The organism is Flavobacterium sp. SOK18b (assembly GCF_014156605.1).
GTDB classification, from domain to species: domain Bacteria; phylum Bacteroidota; class Bacteroidia; order Flavobacteriales; family Flavobacteriaceae; genus Flavobacterium; species Flavobacterium tiangeerense.
The window spans coordinates 37,184-63,006 of the sequence record NZ_QKNZ01000007.1; the positions used below are offsets into that span (position 1 = coordinate 37,184).

A 25,823-nucleotide genomic window follows, 5' to 3' on the forward strand; every position below is an offset into this window, starting at 1 on the left:
GCTAATAGGTTTTGAAAACCTGTTAGCTCTTTTTTTATTTCATTTTTCAATTGAAAACTTCATTCTTTTAACTCCAAAAGTTGAGAAATAGTTCTAAAATATTTTGGCTTTAATTTTAAGTTAAAGACAGCCTCTACCCTGAGCAAATGCCTTAACTTTGTTTTGGAACAAAAACAAAGCAAAAAATGACTGATTTAAAAAATAAAAATGCACTTGTTACTGGTGCTGGAAAAGGAATAGGTAAAGCAATTGCATTGGCATTAGCCAAAGAAGGCGTAAACGTAATTTTAGTAGCGCGCACTCAAGAAGAAATTGATAGCGTAGCGGCCAAAGTACGTTCATTACGTGTAAAAGCACTGGCTGTTACTGCAGATGTTGCTGACATCAACTCTGTAAACGCTGCGGTAGAAAAAGCACTAAGCGAATTTGGAACTATTGATATTTTAATTAATAACGCGGGTATTGCTTCTTTTGGAAAATTCTTAGAATTAGAACCGACAGACTGGGAACGCATTATTCAAGTGAATTTAATGGGACCGTATTACGTAACCAGAGCCGTTGTTCCGAACATGATTGAAAGACAAACTGGAGACATTATCAACATCTCATCAACCGCTGGATTGGCTGGAAATGCATTGACTAGCGCCTACAGTGCCTCTAAATTTGCGTTGTTAGGACTAACCGATTCATTGATGCAAGAAATGCGCAAACACAACATACGCGTTACCGCACTTACACCAAGTACAGTTGCTACTGACATGGCAAAAGAACTAAAACTAACCGACGGAAATCCGGATAAAGTAATGCAAGCCGAAGATATGGCTGAGCTCGTAATCGCGCAACTGAAACTAAACCGTCGCGTGTTTGTAAAAAACAGCAGCCTTTGGTCTACTAATCCGTAAGGATTTTAAAAAACAAAAAGGATAAAAATTAAAAACCATTGAGAAGCAAATTAAAATCGCTTTCTCAATGGTTTTTTCTTTATTACAATCTGTGGCTATTCCTTATTTTGTTGCGTAGCTCTATTTTTCTGTTCTTTTAAAATAGTATTCATATGTGCTTTTGTTTCTCTTTCGATATCACTTTCACTGAGTTGTAAACCTTTCGCATCGTCTGCCAAAACATACCAAGGTTTGGTTTTGCCAAACGGATAGGCTCCGAAAACAATGACAGGAGTTCCTTTTACTTTTACATTTTGATCATCTTGAAGTATCCATTCGTCTGCCCAACTGTACAGTTTTTTAGCATCACTTTCCTGAAGTCTCAAACAAGAGTGCGACGCTGGATACCCTGGCAAAGCATATTGATGAAAACCAACACCCAATTTATTTTCGATGTTAAAATTCCATTTTAAATCCCATTCGTCGTTAAAAGTACTGGTTGTTTTTTCAGCTTTCCAGTTGGTAAAAAACAATCCCGTTGGTGTTTTATCTTTTTCCCTTCCCATATTCGTTGGACCGGTATAAATTAGTTCGCCGTTTTCATAGGCTGCAAAGGTTTGTGTTGGGTACGAAAAATAGATAATCTTGTCAACATCTTTCAAATACGGAACTTTCAAAGGAAAAGGTAAATAATAGGCTATGTCTCCAGTAAAATCATTGGGTACAAGTACCGAATCTAATTTTTTAAAATTCTCAGCATCTGTTCTATTAATAGCATAAGCAAGCTGCAATTGAGCACTATTGTTTGTAGCTTTCTCCACCCATTCTTTTGTGTTTTCAAAATGATAAGAGATGCTACCCGGTTTTTTTCGTTCTATTTTTGTTGGTAGTTTTTCTGTTTGATTTTTGTCTTTAGACTTTTTGGCATTCTCTTGACAAGAAAACAAAACAGAGCAAACTAATGCACTGAGGATATAAACAATTGGCTTCATAAGGTTTAATTTTATTTTGTTAAAATTACCTCAATCAGCTATCAAGTCTCTTACACAATTTGTATTAGTTGTTACAGAATTAAACTTCAAAAAAACATTAAGAAATCAAGAAAATTAAGCCTAAAACTTAATGAACTCAACCCCTTAATGGTTTAAAATGTTTTACTTAAATGACTTATATGTTTAAAACCTACACTAACACAGATACAAAATCCATGCGCACGCTGCCATCCTCATCAATTCGAGTCAAGTTGATATCGTGCAGCGTATTCACCAATTCTGGATTCCAAGGCGTTTTTACTTTTACGTAATTCTCAGTAAATCCGTGAATGTAACCTTCTTTATTTTCACTTTCAAACAACACTTTGCGTTGCGTTCCCAATTGACTTTCATAAAAAGCACGACGTTTTTTAACCGAGAGTCCACGTAACATTTTACTACGTTTCGCACGCACATTTGCCGGAACCACGCCACTCATAGCAGCAGCTTCGGTATTATCACGCTCTGAATACGTAAAAACATGCAAGTACGAAATATCCAAATCATTCAAAAAATGATACGTTTCCAGAAAATGCTCGTCCGTTTCACCAGGAAAACCTACAATCACGTCTACACCTATACACGCGTGTGGCATCACCTCGCGAATTTTATTCACGCGCTCTGTATACACCTCGCGCAAGTAACGACGCTTCATTAACTTCAAAATATCATTACTTCCTGATTGCAACGGAATATGAAAATGCGGTACAAAAGTCCTGCTTTTCGAAACAAATTCAATCGTTTCGTTTTTCAATAAATTCGGTTCAATAGACGAAATTCGCAAACGCTCAATACCGTCTACTTCATCCAAAGCCTGAACCAATTCCAGAAAAGTATGTTCGTGTTTTTTATTTCCAAATTCCCCTTTACCGTAATCGCCAATATTTACACCAGTAAGTACGATTTCTTTAATGTCTTGTTTCGAAATTTCAGCTGCATTTTTCAATACATTTTCTAACTCGTCACTTCTAGAAATTCCTCTCGCAAGCGGAATCGTGCAATAGGTACATTTATAATCACAACCATCCTGAACTTTTAAGAACGCGCGCGTTCTATCGCCTATAGAATAACTGCCTACATAAAAATCAGCTTCGGCAATCTCGCACGAATGCACCTCGCCCATATCATTTTTAGACAAATCGTTGATGTAATCGGCTAGTTTGAATTTTTCGGTAGCACCAAGAACCAAATCTACGCCATCCACCGCCGCCAATTCCTCCGGTTTCAGTTGCGCATAACAACCCACCGCAGCCACAAAAGCTTTATCATTGAGCTTCATGGCCTTACGCACCACTTGCTTGAATTGTTTATCGGCATTTTCAGTAACTGAACACGTATTAATCACATACATATCAGCCACATCTTCAAAATCAACGCGATCAAAACCCTCGTCTTGAAGATTGCGCGCAATAGTTGATGTTTCTGAGAAATTGAGTTTACAGCCTAAAGTATAAAAGGCTACTTTTTTGCGTTTTTCCATAAGTAAGCGCTATCTAATGAAATCGTTGTCAAAAAAATAGCGTGCGCAAATTTACGAACAAATACGAGAATACTACAACGAATTGAATTTTTATTAAACAGGGCGTGCCCCTCCGTAAACTGCGGGTCGGGCTATACGCTCTATCTTTATTTTTTTAAAGAAAAAAAATAAAGGATACCGCTGCTATCCCTCACGCAAACTCACTTAGTACACACCAAAACTGCATCAACAAGAAACACGCTGTTACTTTTGTAATAAAATTATTATTTCTATATTTGGGACACAAGCCAAACTTATGTTACCCATAAATCCATTTTGAAAATGTTAAAAACGAAAAGCGTATTATAAATTAATAAAGTAGAAGTGAGAGAAAAGCCAACTTTACAAGGGTAAATTTAGTTTTTTGCCAACACAAAGTTCAACACTAAAAACCAAAAGAGCTGTTTCTTGCTAACGCTCGAAGAAATTGAATAAGAATAATATGAGCAGACTCCAAACAATAGAAAATCGCCTGAAAGAAATAAATGGAACTGTGTTTCAAGAGCTTTGCGATAGTTATTTAATTATAAGAGATAATAATTACATGGCTATATCTAGAACAGGAAGCCAAACTGGAAAACAAAAGACAACAAAAGGAACTCCTGACACATTCTTTCAATTGCCAAACGGCAACTTCTTATATTCAGAAATTACAACTGATACGAGTACAAAAAACAAGTTAGCTAATGATATAAAAGCTTGTTTTGACCCAGATAAGACAAAAATACCTATTGATAAAATTCAAGAAATCGTACTTTGTTTCAATTGGAACATAGATCAAGAGAAAATAACTGAATTAAATGCATTAGCCCAAAGTTTTAAAGCTGATATTAGAATTCGCTATTTAATGTTGCAAGAATTAGCGTTAGAACTTCATTTAAATCATAGAGATTTAGCTCATCATTATTTAGGCTTGCCTTTAGATACAGGTCAAATTGTTTCAATAGACAACTTTATCAAAGAGTATGATAGAGCTTCAAAGGGTATTGCCACTCCTTTGAACAATACATTCTTACATAGGGAAACAGAATTAGAACAATTAAGTAATGCTATAGATAGTCACGACTTTATAATACTCACAGGAGCTCCTGGAGTTGGAAAAACAAAGTTGTCGATTGAAACTATCAACAATTATTTAGTAAAAAATGAATCATATCAAGCATATTGTGTTTCATATAAGAGTCATACTTTGCTTGAGGATTTGTATCAATATTTTCATGTAGAAAAAAACTATTTACTTTTTGTTGATGATGCAAATAGGATTGATGCATTTGAACAAATAACAGGCTTTTTTAAGGCTAATAGAAACGGTAAACTTAAAATAATAATTACTGTAAGAGATTATGCGTTTCAAGAAATCGGAAGGAAATGTCAAGAGTTCTCAACTAAAAGAATAGACTTACAAAAGCTAAACGATGAACAAATTATTGATATAATAAAATCTGAACCATTTGAAATTTTAAACCCTGATTATCACAAAGAAATAGTTCGAATCTCAGATGGTAATCCAAGATTAGCAATAATGACTTCCCTTTTGGCAAAAAAGGAACAAAACTTATATGCTTTACATGATGTTTCCGATTTATTTGAAAAGTATTTTTCAACTTTCATCAAAGATGATGGCGAGTTTGAAAATCCCTTAAATATTAGATGTCTTGGAATTATTGCTTTCTTTTATACAATTCCATATAAGAATAAAGAAGTAACAGAATCAATTTTAGAAAAATTTGATATCTCATACAATGATTTTATAGATACTATTGACAAACTTGACAAGTTGGAATTGGCAGAAATTCAATTTGAACACGTAAAAGTCCCTGAACAAAATCTTGCTACATTTTTCTTTTACAAAGCATTTATAAAAGACAACTTACTTTCCTTTCAAGTTCTGCTAAACAACTATTTTGAAAATTATCAAAGTAGATTTACAGACAGTATTATTCCTGCGAATAATACATTTGGCCCACAAAATGTGATGGACAAAATTAAACCTGAGTTAGTTGAATATTGGAACTTAATTCGAAACAATAGCGAAAAGTCTTTTAATTTTCTCAATTCATTTTGGTTTTATTTACAAGACCAAACTTTAGAATTCACATATCAGTACATAGAAACGTTTCCGAAAATTGAAGAAACCAAATATGACTCTTCTTATGAAAATAATCAATTCAATTATCACAAGGATAATATAATTGAATTACTAGGTAATTTTTTTCGTCTTAATAGTAACTCTTTAAAAGATTCAATTGAATTGTTGTTCGAATATGTAACCAGAAAACCGGATAAATTGCCGGAACTTATTCATAAAATTAGAGAATTATTAATTTTCGATAGAGATGATGAACGCTACGATTTTTATAGACAAAAAACTCTTTTCGATATATTAATATATGGTCTAAACAAAGATGATGAATTACTTTCAACATCATTTTATGAACTTTCAAAAACTTTCTTATCCTATCAATTTCAACAATTTAAAGGAGGTAGGAATAATAGTTTTATTCACTATCAATATCCAATTCCTAACAATAATACTATACAAGAATTTAGAACGAAAATATGGGATACATTAGATAATAGTTTTGCATCTCGTCCTGAAATGGCTTTCAGGTTATTAAAGAATTATTCGCGAGTTCACCCCGATGTAAATAATGAAATAATGGAATTTGACATTCCATTTGTTCTCAATATTATAGATAATCATTTAAACAATGAAAATTTTGAATATTGTAAATATGTTCAAGACCAAATTAGGTGGTTCAAAAGACACGAATTCAATTTACCTGAGTTCTCAAACTTCACCAACAAATTTGTTAATGAAACTTACTTGACATTCCTAAAAATAGATTGGGATAGGTTTAGAGATAAGGAAATGTATGAATTTGATGATTTTCGAGAGTATGAAAGATTAAAAGAGGCAGAAATAAGAACCTCATTCATATTAACCGATGTTGATGAAATCAATACATTTTACGACACATTCGTTCTATTAAAAAATTCTGCAGACAATAATTGGAATTATAACAATACTCTTGATTTTGTTATTGATGAGAATTGCTCAAGAGATTTTAATATTGGACTTGCTTTATTAAAAAAAGTTGTTGAAAATGGTAATGAAATTAAATATGTGCCAAGAGGCATTTTTAGAAATCAATTAAAAATTGAAACTACAGCAAATCAAATTTGGGAAATTATCCAGCAATTTGAGTTTGAATTAGAGGAACTTTGGGAGTTATCATTCTACGATTTTATAGATGATTCTTTAATAAATGCCGACTTATCTGTATCGTTGGTAAAGACGATTTCCAAAATGAATAATCCTAACACTATTCATTTTGACAGGCTCGAACGATTTTTAAAAGTAGAACCAAACTTATTTCAAATAATTTTAAGAACCATTACAGAAAAAAACGAAAAAGATGGTACACGTTTACAAGTTTGGATGGATTTCTTCAGTAAGCATTTTGACAATCTCGGAGACGACATTAAGTTGATAAAAAAAGCTTATATCCAACAAAACTTGATTCAAAATCATTTTGACTACGAAGGAAAAGGTTTTTTAGAAATACTGAAAATTGATAGAAATTTCTTAATAGAATTTATTGAGAGTTTATATTCAGCAAGCGACAGACATAGTCTTGGAGGCGACCATAGTGATATGAGCTATGTTTGGAATATAGAAAACATAGAAGAGACGTTAATTCAAGTATTCGACTTAATAATTGAAAAAGACGTGTATTTTGGTATTTTGGAGCATTATTGTAACGTTTTCTTTAGAAACCCAAAAGAAGAAGCACTGAAAAAAAGAGCAGATGATTTTATTAGAAAATACGTCATTGATAATAATCAAGATTATAAAAAAATTCAAATCATTGTAGACTTGATAAGACATTCAAGAAAAGAATTATATGAAGAAATCTTTTTGCTATTTATTTCATTGAATCAAGATATAGAGCTTTTTGGGAGGCTAATGTGGAGAGGTAACGGAGGTACATATTCAGGAGATGTGATTATTGGAGATATCCAAGCAGCAGAATGGAGGAATTTATTGGAAATAACTAATAAATCAGATTTAGGAATAAAGTTGATTCCAATAAAAACCTATTTAAATGAACAGATTCAATCTTGTTTGCAAAGAGGAGATTGGGAAAGACAACGAAAGTTTTTGAGAAAAGATTATTGAAAAGCTAACACATAATGTATTCAAACTGACGCCCAATTAATGTAATTAATTTAAGAGGAAAAAGGAAAAAATAGCACGCAGATTCAACAGATTTATATTGATTTTTCAGCGGAAATCTGCGAAATCTGCGTGAAAACAATATTAAATCCTATAATTTTTAGGATATGCAAATTCAATCAAACACCAGTTTAGTGCCAGGTTTTCTAAGATTCCTCCTTCGTCGGAATGACAAAAAACATGCACAATTTTCTAAAAATAAAAACCATTAAAAAATCAAGTTTAAGAACAAATCTTAAATTTCTTAATATTTAAAAAAAAATGGCGCAATAGCTTACGCCAAAATGCACTTCCTCCTCCTTCGAAAAAAACAAAAAAAGCGTGCAAAAATTTTTTAAAAATAAAAACAACTTGTAAACAATAATTAAGATTTAGCAATCTATACGCTCCAATTAGAAGTTGCTTGTTATGATTTTGAAAGAAGTGCATTCGCAATTAAAATGGATCTAATTTTGAAACCAAAATAAAAAGCAATGCTATCTAAAAATGAAATACTAAACAGATCCTAAAATACGTTGTAGTAATTGTTTAATTAAGAAATGTTATAAAATAGCACAATAATCAAATGACACTTTGAGATTGCATTTATATGTACTATCTTTAACTAATGATTTTTTGTATTTTAAAACACTGAAAAACAAACTATTAAAAACTGGGTAAGCCGAAAACCAACTAGAGTAGGCAACATTTTACAACAACAATGAAAAAATTTTTCCCCACAATCTACTTCATTCTTTTAGCAGCTCTAGGCTGTTATGGTCAAAATCCTGCTCCAAAAACCAACACATTCCCATCAGTTACGACATTGAGTAATTGGGCAAATTACAACTCACAACAAAAATTTGATTTAGAAATTAGAACATTAGGTTTTAAATTCGAAATAAAAGAAGCCGAAACTAGCTCTATTGCGTACACCTACATTCGCAAAGTTGTTATTGATGGCGTGAATTACACGGATAGAATAGTGTATCGCATTGCAAATGATAATAGCGCCAGTATTATTTCACTGGTAACAGCATCTACAGATCTAGTTTCATTATACAACCCACAACTAGCTACCTTCAAAAATGTCAAGTGTGATACACCAATGGCAAAAGACAAGAATACTTCATGCAATTGTTATGTAAGTAAAACTCATGCAATTGATATTTGTGACGAGCGCGTGAAACTAACTATGGGAGACGGAAATAAATACTTTATATCAGTAGCTAAACTGTAGAGATATACAAAACAGTAAAACGATATTCAGCGATACATTTAAAATAAGTGTATCGCTTTTTTATTAGTTTACGTTCAAAATAAAACGTTCAATAACTTCGGCAACACCATGATTGTTGTTTGATGCCACAATTTCATCCCCGTACATGCGTAACTCAGGAGTAACATTATCTACCCAAACGCCAAGTCCAGCATATTGAATCATGGATAAATCGTTCCCAGCATTCCCTACTGCAATGATTTCGCTTTGATCAATTGCTAATTTTTTAGCCAAAAAAGCAATACTTGCTGCTTTATCAATTCCGTTTGGTGCTACTTCTAAGAAAAAAGGTTTTGACATGGAAACACTTAAATCTGGCATAGCGTTTTTTAAATCTTTTTCTACTTCTTTTAAGTAAGAAGGTTCTTCCAGCAAGATACACTTTACAGCATTAGTGGTAACAGCAGCTTTAAAATCAGGTACTAAATGATGTTCAAGCCCTGTAATACTGCGTTCTACCTCAATAAACTCAGAGTGTGTCTCGCTAATAATGACGTCATTGATATAGGTAATGATGTGGGTATTACTTTTTAAACTGTATTCATGGAGTGTATGAATTTGCTCTTTGGTCAAAGATTTTTCAAAAAGAATTTCACTAGTATTCAAATCAGACACTACTGCTCCATTAAAAGAAATCATGAAATTATTTTTCAACTCATGAGCAAATTGCGTCATGGCAGGCGTAGGTCTACCTGATGCTAAAACTACCTCAACACCTAAATCTTGAGCCCTAGCAATCATTTTTCTGTTCTCTGGAGAAATCGTATGATCATCCGTCAACAAGGTATCGTCCATGTCTAGGACAAGCATTTTGTATTTCATAATTTTTATTTTACAGCTAAAAAATCAGTCACAGACTAGCTTAGATATTCATTCTAAAATCTTCAATAACTGGATTGGCTTTTGCAAAATCAGTTTCTTGAATAAAAAGTTCTACTGCTAAATCACTTCCGCCAAAACCTCCCAAACGTGAAGATTGAATGTTGTCCTTTTTTAAGGTTTCAACACCAGCTATTTCTAATCTTTCTTGTAAGGCTTGCGCCAAAATTTCACTTCCTGAAAATACTTTCATTAATCCCATTGTATTCCTATTTTTTAATTATCATCATTATTTTCTTCTTCGCCATCTTCTTCTTCATCCTCATCTTCGTCCTCATCTTCATCTTCATAAAAATCAAATTCAAAAGGTTCTATTAACATTCTCTCGGTCATGATTTCAATTCGTTCTGTGAACTGCTCCGTGAAAATAATGCGTTGTGTTTTGTCAATACTGTTGGAAATACGCATGATTTTAGTTTCGTGACGCAATTTCAAAATTGGGTCAGCATCGTCTAGAATAAACATTTTCAATCGGTTCACGTTGTAGCCCGCCGATGAAAACATTTCACTCAATTTATTGGGCGTCCCAATCAAAACATCTATACCAGTTGAAATGTAATTTTTGTCATAATCCATATCACCTTTGTCATGCACACCATATATTTCTAAGTCCGTGTATTTTGCCAATTTTTCAAATTGCGCTACCATCTCAACCACTTTTTCCTTATCCGATACGATGATTAAAGCACGTGGCGACTCTTCGACAGTTCCAACCAATCGTTGAATCACATTGATCACAATTGTAGTTGATTTTCCGCTGCCAGCTGGTGCTACAATAATAGCATCGGAACCACTTTTTAAGGTACCAAAGGTCTCTTTCTGAATGTCATTCGCCTCTAAGAACCCGTTGTCAATTAAGTTTTGTTGCAGCGTCTCGTTTAATTTTTTTAATTTCATTCTTTTTAGATTGAAAGATTCAAAAATTTAAAAATTAAATGATTAGCTCACTAATTTTTAAATGATTCAACCTCTAAATTATTTAATTATTTTGATGCAAATAACTTCACATCATTCTCTGAAATCTCGCTTCCGCCAAGGATAATCAAGCGTTCCACAACATTGCGTAATTCCCTAATATTCCCCGTCCAATCATATTCTTGCAGTAATTTGATTGCTGCTGCTGAAAATTTCTTTACCGTATTTCCTTGCTCAGAGGCTATTTTATCAGCAAAATGCTTGATCAACAATGGAATATCATCACGCCTGTCATTAAGAGCTGGTACTTTTATTAGGATTACAGCCAGCCTGTGGTATAAATCCTCTCTAAAACGTCCATCGGCAATTTCAACTTTCAAATCCTTATTTGTAGCAGCAACTACTCTTACATCAACTTTTATGTCTTTATCTGCTCCTACACGAGTAATCATACTTTCTTGTAGCGCTCTTAAAACTTTGGCTTGCGCCGAAAGGCTCATATCACCAATTTCATCTAAGAAAATAGTCCCTTTATCTGCCGCTTCAAATTTTCCTGCACGGTCTTTTACTGCTGATGTAAAAGCTCCTTTTACATGACCAAATAATTCACTCTCTATCAATTCAGAAGGGATTGCAGCACAATTCACTTCGATTAAAGGAAAGTTTGCACGTTCGCTTTTTTCATGCAATTGATGCGCTACTAATTCTTTTCCGGTTCCGTTAGGTCCTGTGATAAGAACACGAGCCTCGGTTTGAGCTACTTTATCAATCATGATTTTAATATGATTTATGGGCTCGCTCTCACCAATCATTTCGTAATTCTTGCTGACTTTTTTCTTTAGAATTTTATTCTCAACTACGAGTTGTTTTTTGTCCAAAGCATTTCGAACCGTATTCAATAATCGGTTTAAATCAGGTGGTTTAGAAATGTAATCAAAAGCTCCTAAACGCATGGTATTAATAGCCGTTTCCATGTCACCATGTCCAGATATCATGACCATAGGAATTTCTGGTTTGATTTTTTTGACTGCTTCTAGCACTTCAACCCCATCCATTTTTGGCATTTTTATATCGCATAGAACCAGGTCATAATCAGTGGTTTTAATTTTTTCCAAACCCACTGCACCATCCTCTGCCTCCTCTACTTGGTAGCTATCATTTTCTTCTGATAGGATTTTTGAGAGCACCCTTCTTATGGCTGCCTCATCCTCAATGATAAGTATTTTTGACATATTTATATTTTTGATTGGCTTATGAACACCAAATTATTTTTATTGCAAAATTCAACTTTCTTACGGGATTCTCTAGCCCCGATTGCAATGGAAATCCTTTACTGCGGCGCGCTAGCAGAGCAGGAAAGATTGAAATGAAAAGCGGGAAACAGCTCCTAAAAAACACTCTTGAACAGCATTTTATAAGTTATTTTACTACTTCATCCATCGATACAACTCTTTCCATGTTGGTTTTTTACCATACATTAAAATTCCGATTCGGTAAATTTTACCAGCAAACCAAACTACGGATAAAAAAGAAGCAAAAAGTAACGTTACTGATATGGCTATTTGCCACAAAGGTACGCCAAAGGGAATTCTCATGAGCATAACTATGGGAGAAGTAAGCGGAATCATTGAAAAAACTACTGCCACTGTACCGTGTGGATCATTGATAACAGTAAAGAAACCTACATATACGCTGAGTATAAGCGGCATGATGATGGGCATTAAAAACTGTTGAGAGTCGGTTTGATTGTCTACTGCAGCTCCAATTGCGGCATAGAAAGAGCTGTATAACAAATAGCCTCCTATAAAATAAACTACAAAACCCGCTAGTATACCTGCAATAGGTAAGTTCCATAATTCCTTGATATAAAGTGCGGCTGAACTGCTCATTTCTGGCTGTGCCGAAAGTACATCTTGAGCACCAGAAACAGGTCCTATATTAACTCCAAAAAATAGTGACACTGAGAAAAGCAATATAAACCCTAAACACGCCCAAATAAAAAATTGCAACAATCCTGCCAGAGCTGTCCCTATAATTTTTCCCATCATTAATTGAAATGGTTTAACAGAGGATATAATGATTTCTACAATTCGGCTTGTTTTTTCCTCTATTACGCTACGCATGACCATGTTGCCATAAATGATAATAAACATCATGATCAGGTAACCAAATGCTCCACCTATTCCAATTTTAATTTCGTTTAATCCTTTGAGACTCTCTTCTCCAGATGCTTTTGTAATGTTAATAACAACTTTTGCCTGTGCTTTTTTGATGGCAAGTGTATCGAGTTTAGCTTGTTCTAAATTTGCCTTTGTCAACTTATTAGCAACAACATCTTGCATGTTTTCAATAAATGTAATGCCTGGACTATCATTTGATATGTATTGAATTTTATTTTCTAACAGTTTTGTATCCTGTACTTTTGGGATATAAATTATTCCTTCGTATGCCTCAGCACTAATACTATCTTTTAAAAAATTTAAATCAAGACCTGTTAAATCTTGGTAGTCATACGTGGCTTTTTTGCTATTTTTCTTTAAAAATTCTTGTACAAACAATCCCGATTTATCATGTATGGCAATGCGCTTTGTATCTGGTTTCATACTGCTCAAGTAGGCCACAAAAACTGCAATGGCCACAAATAGCAACGGACTTAAAAAAGTCATTACAATAAAGGACTTGTTGCGTACCTTGGTAATGAATTCTCGCTTGATGATTAATGTAATTATTGACATTTTTTAGTTTTGATTTGTCCAAAATTCCCAAAAAAGAGGAATCAAAAAATGGTTATTTAGTTTATTTTTTAATGTGCACATGTCTTGCTAAGAACCGCTAACGGTTTGAATGAAAATATCATTCACACTCGGGATTTTTTCTACAAAATGTGTGATTTGACCAAAAGGAGTTAAACTGTTGAGCAACTCATTTGGTGATGCATTCCCTAATTGAATGTTTAATTTAAACTCATTATTTAACGATTTAAATTGGGCAGGATTTGTGCTAAAGTTTTGAGATAGCGCTTGCATTAAAGCTTCAGGCTTATCCGAAAGTATGCCTACTTCAAAAGTATTGGTTTTAAATTGCCTCTTGACATCATTTAGCTTCCCTTCAATTAATTTATTTGATTTGTGAATCAATGCAATATGATCGCACATTTCCTCCACACTTTCCATACGGTGGGTAGAGAAAATTATTGTGGCACCCTGATCTCTCAGAGCTAGAATTTCGTCTTTGATAATAATGGCATTCACAGGGTCAAAACCCGAAAAAGGTTCGTCAAAAATGAGCAATTTGGGTTTATGCAACACACACACAACAAATTGAATTTTTTGAGCCATCCCTTTAGACAGTTCTTGGATTTTTTTGTTCCACCAGCCTTGAATACCTAGTCTATCAAACCAATATTCCAGTTGCTTTTTGGCTTCAGCCTTTGAAAGACCTTTCATTTGCGCTAAGTACAGGCATTGCTCTCCTACTTTCATCGTGTTATACAAGCCTCGTTCCTCTGGTAAATATCCTATGTGTTGTACATGCTTGGGTTGTAATTTTTCTCCATCAAAAATTACAGTGCCACTATCAGGCATTGTAATTTGATTGATAATTCGAATTAATGATGTTTTACCAGCTCCATTTGGGCCCAAGAGTCCGTAAATACTGCCTTTAGGTATATTAAGCGATACTGCATTAAGTGCCTTATAATCGCCGTATTGTTTTACAACTTGATTGATTTCAAGAATAGTACTCATACTTATATTTTAATGGTGTAAAAGTAAATAATTAGTATCGAAATACTTAGAATAGTTTGATATAAGTAGTATTTTATTTTGGCAAAAAGTTAATTTTTTAGCCTTGCGTAAAATGCTTTTTGCTGACACCAAAATAACAAATTGCATTTCACAAAAAACCCATCCTTGTGCATAAGGATGGGTTTTTTATGAATGTCTACATTCAAAATCAATATTTTTGAATTACGAAAACATGTCTTTTACTTTTTCAAAAAATGACTTATCTGATTTCTCAGGATTTGGAATAAAATTATCGTCGGTTAGATTTTTTTCAAAAAACTGTTTTTGTTCTTTGTTCAATGTTTTAGGAGTCCATACGTTCACATGAACTAATAAATCTCCATTTCCGTATCCATTGATACTTGGTATCCCTTTACCTTTTAATCTTAATATTTTACCCGATTGAATACCTTCTTCTAATTTAATTCTTACTTTTCCGTTTATGGCTTCAATATCTTTTGAAATTCCAAGAACAGCTTCAGCAAAACTGATGTATAAATCATAGTGCAAGTTTTCACCTTCACGTTTCAAGAAATCATGTTCTAGTTCCTCAATAGCAACAATCAAGTCACCTGGAATACTGTTTCCTGGCGCATCGTTTCCTTTATTAGAAACTTTTAATTGCATACCATCAACTACACCAGCTGGTATTTTAATTGAAACAGTTTCGTCTTCAAGGATCATCCCTTGTGAATCTGCTTCAGATGGTTTTTTATCTAATATTTGACCAGAACCGTTACAAGAAGAACACGTTGTAGCAGATTGCATTCTACCCAAAATAGTGTTCGTAACTCTCATGACCTGACCTTGACCATTACAAGTAGAGCACGTTTTATAGGAAACGCCTGGGGCTTGAACTTTTCTTTTTACTTTAACTTTCTTTTCAACACCGTTTGCAATTTCTTCAAGAGTAAGTTTTACTTTTATGCGCAGGTTGCTTCCTTTAGCACGACGAACTCCGCCGCCACCGCCGCCACCAAAACCACCAAAACCACCTCCAAAAATATCTCCAAACTGACTGAAAATATCATCCATGTTCATACCGCCATGACCACCTCCGCCAAAACCGCCTGAACCATCAAATGCTTGATGACCGTACTGATCGTATTTTGCCTTTTTTTGTGGATCACTCAATACCTCATAAGCTTCTGCCGCTAACTTAAATTTCTCTTCAGCAGCTTTATCGCCAGGATTTTTATCAGGGTGATGTTGCAAGGCACTTTGTCTGTATGCTTTTTTTATTTCTGCAGCAGTTGCACTTTTAGTAATGCCTAATATTTCGTAAAAATCTTTTTTCATCTGTATTTTTTATTTAGTGCGAATGTATTTTAGTACTATCTTAAAAAGCTAGTACCCCACATTTATACTTAAAATGACACTTTCAACCAGCATCGCAGTTGTATTATTGACCGATTACCACTTTTGGAAAACGGATAATCTTGTCTCCAAGTTTGTATCCTTTTTCTAGCACATCCACAATTTTACCTTTCATACTGTCTGATGGAGCTGGAATTTGAGTAATAGCTTCGGCAAAATCAGCATCAAATGCGTCACCTGCTGTAACCTCAACTTGCTCTAAGCCTTTAGCCACTAAAGTATTTTTTAGTTTTTCATGGATAAGCTCAACACCTTTAGTAAGCAATTCATCCTCTGATTTGTTAATCTCAATAATAGCTCTATCAAAATCGTCTAGCACTGGTAACATAGCAAGTAAGACTTCTTGATTTGCTGTTTTAAACAACTCAATACGTTCCTTAGTTGTTCTTCTTTTGTAATTCTCAAACTCTGCGAACAACCTTAGGTATTTATCTTTTTCTTTTGCTAAATCTTGTGTTAATTGTTCTTCCACGCTTAATTCCTCAACAATAACCTGCTCTTCATTAACATTATTTTCTAATGTTGCATCCTGTAATTCTTGATCGATTTCTGTATTTTCAGTGGTCATAGTGCTCTTATTTTTAAAAATATTCTTAAACTTCATTTTAATCTTTTTTTGAATTGCAAAAGTACTGCCAATTCTATTAAAATGTCAAATTGTCACACTTAATATTATTTATGCTTATCAAAAAGGGGGATTTTACCAAAAATGGCTCACGTACAACCAACTTGAATTCCTTTAAACTGAATAAAAAAAATAAATTTCTTAACAATTTTTATCAACGCTTTGTTTGAAATTTAGGTTTTTTTTAAGATTATCATATTATATTTATGTTATATTTGTAAATGGTTTTATTCATTTCGCATGAAATAGAATGACAAATTATTAATTCACATTTACGTTATATAAAAAAAGCTTCGTTTTTCAACGAAGCTTTTTTTTTAATTCTGTAAGAGATAATTTTTCAAACCTTCTAAATCGAGAACCTGCTGTTCTCCTGAAAGTAAATTTTTAAGAGCAAATGTTTTAGATTCTAATTCTTGTTCTCCTGCAATAATTGCAAAAGGTATTCCACGCTTGTCAGCATGCTGAAACTGCTTTGCCACTTTTACATTATCTGGATACAACTCTACTTTAATTCCAATTTCTCTAAGCTTCTTAATAGCTTGCATGGCATAAAAGGCTTCATTATTTCCGTAATTGATAAATAAAGCTTTAGATGTTGCTGCTACTGTTTCTGGAAACAACTTTAGTTCTTCTACCACCAAATAAATTCGATCAAGACCAAAAGATATTCCCACTCCACTCATGTTTTTCAAACCAAAAATACCCGTTAAATCATCATAACGTCCTCCGCCACCGATGGATCCCATGGCAACAGTTTTGGGTGGTGCCACTTCAAAAATAGCTCCAGTGTAATAATTTAATCCTCTTGCTAATGTAACATCTAGATCTAAAACAGCTGTTGACAGCCCTAGTTGTGAAACCGTTTCACAAATAAAACGCAATTCTTCCACACCTTTCATACCTTCTTCTGAGTCTTGTAATAAAACAGAGAGCTTCTCGATTTTCTCAGTGATAGAACCTGTGAAATTAAATAGAGGCTGAACTTTTGACAGTGCTTCCTCAGGAATTCCTTTTTCTATCATTTCTTTCTTGACTCCATCTTCACCTATTTTGTCTAATTTGTCAAGAGCCACTGTGAAATCAATCAGCTTGTCAGAGGCTCCTATTACGGCTGCAATTCCAGATAAAATTTTTCTATTATTGATTTTGATGGTTACGCCTTGCAATCCTAAAGCTGTAAAAACGGTGTCATACAATTGAACCAATTCTACTTCTTGCCACAAAGATTTTGACCCAACTACATCGGCGTCACATTGATAAAACTCTCTAAAACGTCCTTTTTGAGGTCGATCAGCTCTCCAAACGGGTTGGATTTGATAACGCTTAAACGGAAATTCAATATCGTTTTGATGTTGCACCACGTAGCGTGCAAAAGGTACCGTCAAATCATAACGCAAGGCTTTCTCTGAAATGCTTGACGTTAATTTTGTACTGTCTTTACTTTCTAGATGACTTTCGTTGGCTTTAGAAAGATAGTCTCCAGAATTTAATATTTTAAAAATCAATCGATCACCTTCTTCTCCGTACTTACCCATTAAGGTTTCAGAGTTTTCAAACGATGGAGTTTCTATAGGTTGAAAGCCAAATTTTTCAAAATTGCTTTTAATAATTTGAATGATATAATTTCTTTTAGCCACATCTGCTGGCGAAAAATCTCGGGTTCCTTTTGGTATGCTAGGTTTTGATGCCATGAATCTGTTTTTGCTGTCCTTATTATTATGCCTTACGAGGCAATCTTTTTCTGGTTGCAAATATCTTATTTTTAAAATTATTCTGTTTACAAAATGCCACATTTTATTACTGCTCGTTTAGCCCGGATTGTCGTGAAAATATAGCACTACAAATTCTTATGTTTTCCTGACTTAAAGAGCGACGAGCGGAAGCTCCTTTAAGTTAGAAAGAAAACAAAGAATTTGGAGTGCGGTATTGCAACAAAAGCCGGAAACAGCTCTAAAAAAATTAAACACTCCATGAAAATATTTTTTTTGCTTGTAAATTTTGTAACAAAAAATGTAAATTCGTGTCAAATGGGTATGATGTTAAAATTATTTAAAGAAAATGTTCGAATTGCTTCTGGTTCTATCAGAACGCAATTGTTGCGAACGGTTCTTACGGTGATGATTATCGCCATAGGAATCACGGCTTTAGTGAGTATTCTTACGGTTGTATCTGCGCTGGAGAATACTATTTCCTCTGATTTTGCTTCTATGGGTGCCAACACCTTTAATATTAAGCAATATGAGAATACCGTAAGAAGACAGGGGCGAGATGAACGTGAAATAATCAATCCTATTATTTCTTATCCCGAAGCGGTGGCTTTCAAAAACAAATACAACTACCCCTTAACCGAAACTTCACTTTCCTTTACCGCAACGGCAGGAGCCGAAGTAAAATATGAGTCGACTAAAACAGATCCTGAAAACTCTGTTGTAGGTGTTGACGAGTATTTCATGACCAATTCAGGTCTTGAAACCAGTTCTGGTAGAAATTTTACCCGTTTTGATGTTGATAATAATGCTTATGTATGTATAGTAGGTTCTGATTTTGAAAAAGGACTATTCAAAGACATCAACCCTATAGATAAAGTGGTCTCCATACGTGGCGCAAAATTTAGAGTTATTGGAGTGTTAAAAGAAAAAGGTTCCACTTTTGGCAATAGTCAAGATTTAAGAATATTAATACCTATCCAAGTAGCACGTTCCCTATTTACAGCACCTAACATTAATTATACCGTGAGCGTAATGGTTAATAAAAAGGAGTTACTAGAGCAAGCGCTAGACAACGCAACAAGCGTAATGCGTAGGGTTAGAAAACTTAGTCCTATAAAAGATAATAATTTTGGGATTGTACGAAGTGATGATTTAATTAATAGAATTCTAGGAATTACACAATATCTAGGATGGGCATCATGGCTTATTGGAATTATTACCGTTTTAGGTTCATCTATTGCATTGATGAACATTATGATTGTATCGGTAACAGAGCGAACTCGAGAAATTGGGGTTCGAAAAGCACTTGGAGCCAAAAAAACAACCATCGCCATTCAATTCTTCATTGAAACCCTACTCATAGGCCAAATGGGTGGCTTAGTAGGAATTATTTTTGGTATCTTAATTGGTTTTGGTATCGCAACTGCCATGGATTTTGCTTTTGTAATCCCTTGGGGCGCAATAATGGCAGCTTTTATCACCAGTTTTATAGTAGCTATTGCGTCTGGTTTATATCCAGCCATTAAAGCTGCTGTTTTAGACCCTATTGAGGCATTGCGTTACGAATAATAGACATTTCATTGTAAAATTAGGGCGTGACCCTATAAAAAAAAGGGGCAACAAATCATACTGGATTGTTGCCCCTTTTCTTTATAGGGTCGGGTTATACGCGTTACATGGTAACGTGCTGCTACCCCTCACGCGAAGTGCCCAGTAGTTTTTTTTGGTAACAAGAAACTGTTTTTTTTCCTAGTCTAGTTTACTGTAATTACACCGTATCATTCTGTCATTCCCGTAGATATCTTTTCTTAATTCGATATTTTTAAAATTCAAGTTTTCAAGTAAATCCACCGTTTCCTTACCTAAATACTGATTAATTTCAAAATAAAGAAAGCCATTACTAGAAAGACTTGTTTGAGCCAATTCAGCTATCTTTCTATAAAAAATCAAAGCATCTGAATCTTCAACAAAAAGTGCCAAATGAGGTTCATAATGTAATACGTTATTTTTAATTTCTTGTTTTTCTAAATTGCGTACATACGGAGGATTTGAAACAATGACATCAAATTGTTGTAATAAATCATTTGTTTCAAGAATATTTTGATGCAGAAACGTAATGCTAACTTGATTTTTTTGAGCATTTTTCTGAGCTGTCTTCAATGCTTCTTCAGATACATCTAGAGCAAAAACTTGCGCATTTACTAGATTTTTTGCTAGAGAAATAGCAATACAACCACTACCCGTTCCTATGTCAAGAATCTTTACTTTTTGATTATTACCTGTAGATTGTAAATTGTTAAGAATCCAATCAACCAATTCTTCCGTTTCGGGCCTTGGAATTAAAACATTAGTATTAACCTCAAAATCCAATCCATAAAAACTGGTTACCCCAAGGGCATATTGTACCGGGATTTCGTTTTTCAGTTGCATTAAAAATTGATCCCAAACTTGAAGTGCTTCACTTGAAAAAACTAAATCGGGTTGCAGCGCAAGATCAATCCGTTTGAGCTGCTGTTGATTTTCTAAAATCAAATAAAAAAAACTTTCAGCCTCATCTTCACCATAAAGAGCAGTTAAATCTTGTATGAATTGCGTTCTATATTCTTTAATTTTCATGTGTGAGGGAAAGTTTTAGGGTAAATCACCACCATAATTTATTTTACAAATCCTTCAACATCCATACCGGACAACTGCTGTGACCAGTAGAACCCATAGGCCCATCAATGTTTTCAAAACCTGTTTTTTTATATAATTTTTGAGCACCATGCATAAAAGGCATCGTTTCTAGATAGCATTTTTCGTATCCAAAATTTCGAGCACTTTGCAAACATACTTCCATCATCTCAGTTCCAATTCCCATTCCACGAGTTTCAGGTAAAAAATACATTTTTTGCAATTCACATATAGAAACCGCTTCATTAGCCAGTGGCGCAATTCCAGCCGCGCCTACAATCCTATCATTATGTTCTACAACATAATACACAGATCTTGGCTTGCTATACTCCTCAAACATCAAATCCAAATACGGATCTTCGTAAGCTGTACCTACTTTTGGAATATCCATTTCGTCAAAAACAGAGCGAATCAATTGAGCCACTGCTGCATTGTCCTCTTTATTTATTTTTCTTATGCTGTAATTTTCCATATTTAAAAAATCAGGTTATTGATGCAAAAATAGAAATACTTTGCTATAATGACGTAAAACATTTTAACAAAATGAAAAGCTCAAAAAGTATTACTTTTGTACCGTGAATATAAATGAAAAATACATCAACCGCTGCATACAGCTGGCCCAAAACGGCCTTGGCACAACCTATCCTAACCCGCTTGTGGGAAGTGTGATTGTACATAACAATGTCATTATAGGTGAAGGTTGGCATAAAAAATCAGGAGAACCCCATGCCGAGGTGAATGCAATACAATCTGTACGAGATACGTCATTATTAGAAAACGCCACAATTTATGTGAGCTTAGAACCTTGTAGCCACTTTGGTAAAACACCTCCGTGCTGTGACTTGATTATCAAAAATAAAATACCGAATGTAGTTATAGGAACCGTAGATCCTAACATAAAAGTAGCTGGAAATGGTATAAAAAAACTTCTTGAGGCAGGCATTAACGTTAAAGTGGGTGTACTAGAAAAAGATTGTCTGGAACTCAACAAACGTTTTTTTACTTTTCACGAAAAAAAGAGACCTTATATTATCTTGAAATGGGCAGAAAGTCAAGATGGATTTATAGCTCCAAAAGAACGTTTTGAACAAAAACCCGTTTGGATTACTAATCCCTATTCTAGACAACTGGTTCACAAATGGCGTACCGAGGAACAAGCTATACTGGTGGGAACTCAAACCGTTATTGATGATAATCCTACACTTAATGCACGTGACTGGTATGGAAAAAACCCAATTCGATTGGCATTAGATCAAAACAATCGCATTCAAAATGACAGTGCCATTTTTGACAATCAAGCTCAAACGGTTGTTTTTTCTAGTGCAAAAAATAAAGAAACTCCAGTTCACATAATTGAAAAAACCATCGATTTCAAAGAAAATATCGCTCCTCAAATTGTCCAAACACTTTATGAAATGGATATTCAATCGGTTATTATTGAGGGTGGGCAAAGGACTTTGCAAACATTTATAGAAGAACAACTTTGGGACGAAGCGAGAATTTTCATTGGAGATAAACCTCTTTATAACGAAATTAAAGCTCCGCAAATAAACAGAACCGCAGTACAAAAAAAGCACCTTTTAACAGACGAACTAATTTTGATCAAAAATCATGATTGATACTATTATATTTGATTTTGGAGATATCTTCATCAATTTAGACAAGCAAGCCACTCCTAAAGCCTTCAAAGAATTAGGCTTACAACAATGGAATAGCACCCTGGATGTATTAAACGTCGCTTTTGAAACTGGAAAAATATCCCGTCAAGAATTTTTAGATGGTTTACAAAAACAAATTCCACAGGCTAACCAAACTGAGATTTTGAAAGCTTGGAATGCCATTTTATTAGATTTTCCACAGTATCGATTGGATTTTTTAGTTTTATTGTCAAAAAAATATCGTTTGTTTTTATTATCTAATACAGATGCTATTCACATAGAGCAATTTGAAAAACAAAGCGGCACCGCATTTTACAGCACTTTTTATAAATGTTTTGAAAAAGTGTATTTCTCCTTTGATCTAGGCATGCGCAAACCCGATCTAAAAATTTATACGCACCTTATAGAATCTCACCATTTAATTCCAACCAACACCCTATTTGTTGATGACAAAAAAGAAAATACAGATGCAGCACTAAAAACTGGCTTACAGGTTTGGAATTTACAAGTTGGTACGGAAGACGTTGTTGATTTATTCGAAAAAATAAATTTCTAACGCTTTAGCAAATTCTAAAATGCTATCAGATTTCAAATAAATTGTGAAAGACACCTATAAAACCATTGACACGCCTTCTGGTGAAATTCTATTCAAAGAAAAGAACAGCAAGTTTTTTGGCTATGCATTCCCCGTAAGCAGTGAAGAAAATGTAAAAACCATACTAGAAAGTTTACGCAAACTTCACCCAAACGCTGGACATTTTTGTTATGCGTATCAAATGGGGACTTCAACTTATACCTATAGAGCAAACGATGATGGAGAACCGAGCAACAGCGCTGGAATGCCTATTTACGGGCAAATATTATCCTTTGATGTCACAAACATCCTTGTTGTAGTCGTGCGCATCTTTGGCGGTGTAAAACTAGGTGTTGGTGGATTAATATCAGCCTACAAAACGGCAGCACAAATGGCCTTATCAGAATGCGAGATTATCGAAAAAACAATTGACATTCATTTTAAAATTATGTTTGATTACCAATTCATGAATAAAATCATGCGCGTGGTGAAAGAAAAAAAATTAGATATCGTGACACAAACTATGGAAATTAATAGTTTGACACAACAACCCGAAGGCATTATTGAAATAAAAACAAGAAAAAAAAATGCCGAAATGATATTCGACATTTTTAATTCCATTTTTGAAATCAAAATTATTCGTGTTTAAATTCACAAAAAACTGCATCTTTTTTATTTTATTCCATCGCTTTTAGCAATTCTAAAATATAATCTGGCGGAGCCACTGGACGACCTGTTTTTAAGGACACAAAAACCAAGATAAATTGGGCAGTTGTTAATAACTCATCCTGCTCATTATAGATAGCGCAATCAAATTCTATCTTAACAGACGACTGACTTTTAAAAACCGTATGAACCGTTAAAAGCTCATCATAGCGAGCTGATTTTTTATAATTTATATTCATAGAAACTATAGGCAACGCAATACCGCTTTCTTCCATTACTTTATACGAAACCCCTTTGTTTCTAAGCCATTCCACCCTTCCTATTTCAAAATAAGGTATGTAATTACCGTGGTAAACCACTCCCATTTGGTCTGTTTCAGAGTATCGAACTCTAACTTGTACTTGATGATCTTTCATTAATAATGAATTAAAAAATTTAATTAAAAATAGTGCCTTACAACAATAATAGGGAAAATTATAACCCTATATATTTTTTTTTACAGAAATTTGTTCACATATTTGTTACCCCAATAATAAGTAACAAAACATCTTTTTTTTAGTAATCTAAAAATTACAAATAAAAAACAATTTATTTAGAATATATGAACAAAACTGCTCAATCAGTATGGGAAAACTGTTTGTCTTTCATAAAAGACAACATCCAAGACCAAGCCTATAAAACTTGGTTTGAACCAATCAAATCAGTTGAACTTACCGATAATGCATTATATATTCAAGTACCTAGTAAATTTTTCTACGAATGGCTAGAGGAACACTATGTAAAACTTTTAAAAGTTGCCTTGACTAAAGAACTTGGAAAAAACGCTAAGTTACTTTATAAAATTAGAATGGAAAACACCTATGGCAACAAACAACCGTTTACAGAACAGTTGCCAAGTGCCAATAGAGTTCCCATGAAACCTCAGGAAGTTGATGCTCCGTTTAAAAACTTAAACCCAGAGCTCAAAAATCCTTTTGTAATTCCTGGTATTCGAAATCTTAAGATTGAATCACAGCTTAACGCCAATTATAGCTTTGATAATTTTCTTGAAGGAGATTCTAATAGATTAGCACGTTCTGCAGGGATGGCTGTGGCCAATAAACCGGGTGGAACATCATTTAATCCTTTGCTAATCTTTGGAGGTGTAGGACTAGGTAAAACTCACCTTGCACATGCAATAGGTGTAGAAATAAAAGATAAATATCCAGAGAAAACTGTTTTGTATATTTCTGCCGAGATATTTACGCAGCAATATATTGACTCGGTTAAAAAAAATAACCGTAACGACTTTATCCATTTTTATCAATTGATTGATGTTTTAATCATTGATGATGTTCAATTCCTTTCTGGTAAATCAGGTACTCAGGATGTTTTTTTCCACATATTTAACTACTTGCATCAAAACGGGAAACAGGTAATTCTAACATCTGACAAAGCTCCGGTTGATATGCAAGATATCGAACAGCGTTTGCTTTCGAGATTCAAATGGGGATTGTCTGCTGAAATTCATCAACCCGATTATGAAACTAGAATTTCTATCTTAAAAAACATTCTGTACAGAGACGGAGTTGAAATCCCTGAAGATATCATTGAGTACGTAGCTAGAAATATCAAATCAAATGTTAGGGAGCTAGAAGGTGCCATCATTTCATTGATAGCACAATCCTCATTCAATAAAAAAGAAGTTACTCTTGACCTAGCGAAAAGTGTAGTTGAAAAATTCGTTAAAAATGTAAAACGTGAAATTTCAATTGATTACATCCAAAAAATAGTTTCAGATTACTTTCAATTAGATCTAGAGACTTTACAATCAAAAACTAGAAAAAGACATGTGGTACAAGCCCGTCAACTAGCTATGTTTTTTGCCAAAAAGTTTACCAAAGCTTCACTAGCTAATATTGGTTCACAGATAGGTGATCGCGATCATGCTACCGTTTTACATGCTTGCAAAACAGTTGATAATCTTGTTGCTACTGACAAACAATTCAAAAAATTTGTTGACGATATCAATAAAAAATTAACGTTGTAAA

The 25,823-nt window shown here is 33.9% G+C and carries 22 protein-coding genes; 8 read left to right on the forward strand and 14 right to left on the reverse strand.

The window, feature by feature from the left end:
* Nucleotides 1-185 precede the first annotated feature (185 nt).
* Nucleotides 186-902, forward strand: a complete 717-nt coding sequence (locus DNC80_RS01615; RefSeq protein WP_182648645.1) for a 3-ketoacyl-ACP reductase — start codon at nucleotides 186-188, stop codon at nucleotides 900-902.
* A 95-nt stretch (nucleotides 903-997) separates the two neighbouring features.
* On the opposite strand, the gene DNC80_RS01620 is transcribed toward DNC80_RS01615, so the two are convergent.
* Both DNC80_RS01620 and mtaB read right to left on the reverse strand, forming a co-directional pair.
* The gene (locus tag DNC80_RS01620; protein WP_182648647.1) at nucleotides 998-1,873 is read right to left on the reverse strand and encodes a L,D-transpeptidase; all 876 of its coding nucleotides are present in this window, start codon (nucleotides 1,871-1,873) and stop codon (nucleotides 998-1,000) included.
* A gap of 190 nt (nucleotides 1,874-2,063) precedes the next feature.
* Nucleotides 2,064-3,392 (reverse strand): tRNA (N(6)-L-threonylcarbamoyladenosine(37)-C(2))-methylthiotransferase MtaB, encoded by a 1,329-nt coding sequence (gene mtaB / locus DNC80_RS01625; protein ID WP_182648649.1) that lies wholly within the window; start codon nucleotides 3,390-3,392, stop codon nucleotides 2,064-2,066.
* A 481-nt stretch (nucleotides 3,393-3,873) separates the two neighbouring features.
* On the opposite strand from mtaB, the gene DNC80_RS01630 reads away from it, so the two are divergent.
* A complete protein-coding gene (locus DNC80_RS01630; protein ID WP_182648651.1) occupies nucleotides 3,874-7,614 on the forward strand; it encodes an ATP-binding protein in 3,741 nt (1,246 codons plus the stop codon).
* Nucleotides 7,615-8,371: 757 nt separating this feature from the next.
* Nucleotides 8,372-8,890, forward strand: coding sequence for a hypothetical protein (locus DNC80_RS01635; protein ID WP_255493146.1), 519 nt, complete (start codon nucleotides 8,372-8,374; stop codon nucleotides 8,888-8,890).
* A gap of 63 nt (nucleotides 8,891-8,953) precedes the next feature.
* Here DNC80_RS01635 and DNC80_RS01640 read toward each other — a convergent pair whose 3' ends face one another.
* The 9 genes from DNC80_RS01640 to hisS form a co-directional block, all read right to left on the reverse strand.
* Complete coding sequence (locus tag DNC80_RS01640; protein ID WP_182648653.1) at nucleotides 8,954-9,751, reverse strand: Cof-type HAD-IIB family hydrolase; 798 nt, start codon at nucleotides 9,749-9,751, stop codon at nucleotides 8,954-8,956.
* A 40-nt stretch (nucleotides 9,752-9,791) separates the two neighbouring features.
* Nucleotides 9,792-10,010 carry a putative signal transducing protein gene (locus DNC80_RS01645; protein ID WP_182648655.1) on the reverse strand — a complete coding sequence of 73 codons (219 nt, stop codon included), beginning with the start codon at nucleotides 10,008-10,010 and terminating at the stop codon, nucleotides 9,792-9,794.
* Between the two features lie 14 nt (nucleotides 10,011-10,024).
* Nucleotides 10,025-10,705 (reverse strand): DEAD/DEAH box helicase, encoded by a 681-nt coding sequence (locus DNC80_RS01650; RefSeq protein ID WP_182648657.1) that lies wholly within the window; start codon nucleotides 10,703-10,705, stop codon nucleotides 10,025-10,027.
* Nucleotides 10,706-10,791: 86 nt separating this feature from the next.
* Nucleotides 10,792-11,955 (reverse strand): sigma-54 dependent transcriptional regulator, encoded by a 1,164-nt coding sequence (locus DNC80_RS01655; protein WP_182648659.1) that lies wholly within the window; start codon nucleotides 11,953-11,955, stop codon nucleotides 10,792-10,794.
* 195 nt (nucleotides 11,956-12,150) lie between these two features.
* The gene (locus tag DNC80_RS01660; protein WP_182648660.1) at nucleotides 12,151-13,458 is read right to left on the reverse strand and encodes an ABC transporter permease; all 1,308 of its coding nucleotides are present in this window, start codon (nucleotides 13,456-13,458) and stop codon (nucleotides 12,151-12,153) included.
* A gap of 87 nt (nucleotides 13,459-13,545) precedes the next feature.
* The gene (locus tag DNC80_RS01665; protein WP_144889052.1) at nucleotides 13,546-14,469 is read right to left on the reverse strand and encodes an ABC transporter ATP-binding protein; all 924 of its coding nucleotides are present in this window, start codon (nucleotides 14,467-14,469) and stop codon (nucleotides 13,546-13,548) included.
* A gap of 222 nt (nucleotides 14,470-14,691) precedes the next feature.
* The gene (gene dnaJ / locus DNC80_RS01670; protein ID WP_182648662.1) at nucleotides 14,692-15,807 is read right to left on the reverse strand and encodes a molecular chaperone DnaJ; all 1,116 of its coding nucleotides are present in this window, start codon (nucleotides 15,805-15,807) and stop codon (nucleotides 14,692-14,694) included.
* Between the two features lie 103 nt (nucleotides 15,808-15,910).
* Entirely contained in the window at nucleotides 15,911-16,489 is a 579-nt protein-coding gene (locus DNC80_RS01675) for a nucleotide exchange factor GrpE (RefSeq protein ID WP_144889054.1), read from the reverse strand.
* 338 nt (nucleotides 16,490-16,827) lie between these two features.
* Nucleotides 16,828-18,204, reverse strand: coding sequence for a histidine--tRNA ligase (gene hisS, locus DNC80_RS01680; protein WP_182648664.1), 1,377 nt, complete (start codon nucleotides 18,202-18,204; stop codon nucleotides 16,828-16,830).
* 342 nt (nucleotides 18,205-18,546) lie between these two features.
* Here hisS and DNC80_RS01685 point away from each other — a divergent pair, with 342 nt between their 5' ends.
* A complete protein-coding gene (locus tag DNC80_RS01685) occupies nucleotides 18,547-19,791 on the forward strand; it encodes an ABC transporter permease (RefSeq protein ID WP_182648705.1) in 1,245 nt (414 codons plus the stop codon).
* 180 nt (nucleotides 19,792-19,971) lie between these two features.
* On the opposite strand, the gene prmC is transcribed toward DNC80_RS01685, so the two are convergent.
* Nucleotides 19,972-20,838, reverse strand: coding sequence for a peptide chain release factor N(5)-glutamine methyltransferase (gene prmC, locus DNC80_RS01690; protein ID WP_182648666.1), 867 nt, complete (start codon nucleotides 20,836-20,838; stop codon nucleotides 19,972-19,974).
* A 43-nt stretch (nucleotides 20,839-20,881) separates the two neighbouring features.
* Nucleotides 20,882-21,367 (reverse strand): GNAT family N-acetyltransferase, encoded by a 486-nt coding sequence (locus tag DNC80_RS01695; protein ID WP_182648668.1) that lies wholly within the window; start codon nucleotides 21,365-21,367, stop codon nucleotides 20,882-20,884.
* Between the two features lie 103 nt (nucleotides 21,368-21,470).
* On the opposite strand from DNC80_RS01695, the gene ribD reads away from it, so the two are divergent.
* The 3 genes from ribD to DNC80_RS01710 are packed head-to-tail and all read left to right on the forward strand — an operon-like array spanning nucleotide 21,471 to nucleotide 23,776.
* Complete coding sequence (ribD, locus tag DNC80_RS01700; protein ID WP_182648670.1) at nucleotides 21,471-22,514, forward strand: bifunctional diaminohydroxyphosphoribosylaminopyrimidine deaminase/5-amino-6-(5-phosphoribosylamino)uracil reductase RibD; 1,044 nt, start codon at nucleotides 21,471-21,473, stop codon at nucleotides 22,512-22,514.
* Nucleotides 22,507-23,109, forward strand: a complete 603-nt coding sequence (locus DNC80_RS01705) for an HAD-IA family hydrolase (protein WP_182648672.1) — start codon at nucleotides 22,507-22,509, stop codon at nucleotides 23,107-23,109. Before ribD ends, DNC80_RS01705 begins: the two co-directional genes overlap by 8 nt.
* Before the next feature lie 40 nt (nucleotides 23,110-23,149).
* A complete protein-coding gene (locus DNC80_RS01710) occupies nucleotides 23,150-23,776 on the forward strand; it encodes a YigZ family protein (RefSeq protein ID WP_182648707.1) in 627 nt (208 codons plus the stop codon).
* 28 nt (nucleotides 23,777-23,804) lie between these two features.
* Here the strand turns inward: DNC80_RS01710 and DNC80_RS01715 are convergent, their stop codons facing one another.
* Nucleotides 23,805-24,209 carry a thioesterase family protein gene (locus tag DNC80_RS01715; protein ID WP_182648674.1) on the reverse strand — a complete coding sequence of 135 codons (405 nt, stop codon included), beginning with the start codon at nucleotides 24,207-24,209 and terminating at the stop codon, nucleotides 23,805-23,807.
* Between the two features lie 185 nt (nucleotides 24,210-24,394).
* On the opposite strand from DNC80_RS01715, the gene dnaA reads away from it, so the two are divergent.
* Nucleotides 24,395-25,822 carry a chromosomal replication initiator protein DnaA gene (gene dnaA / locus DNC80_RS01720; RefSeq protein WP_144889062.1) on the forward strand — a complete coding sequence of 476 codons (1,428 nt, stop codon included), beginning with the start codon at nucleotides 24,395-24,397 and terminating at the stop codon, nucleotides 25,820-25,822.
* Nucleotide 25,823 lies beyond the last annotated feature (1 nt).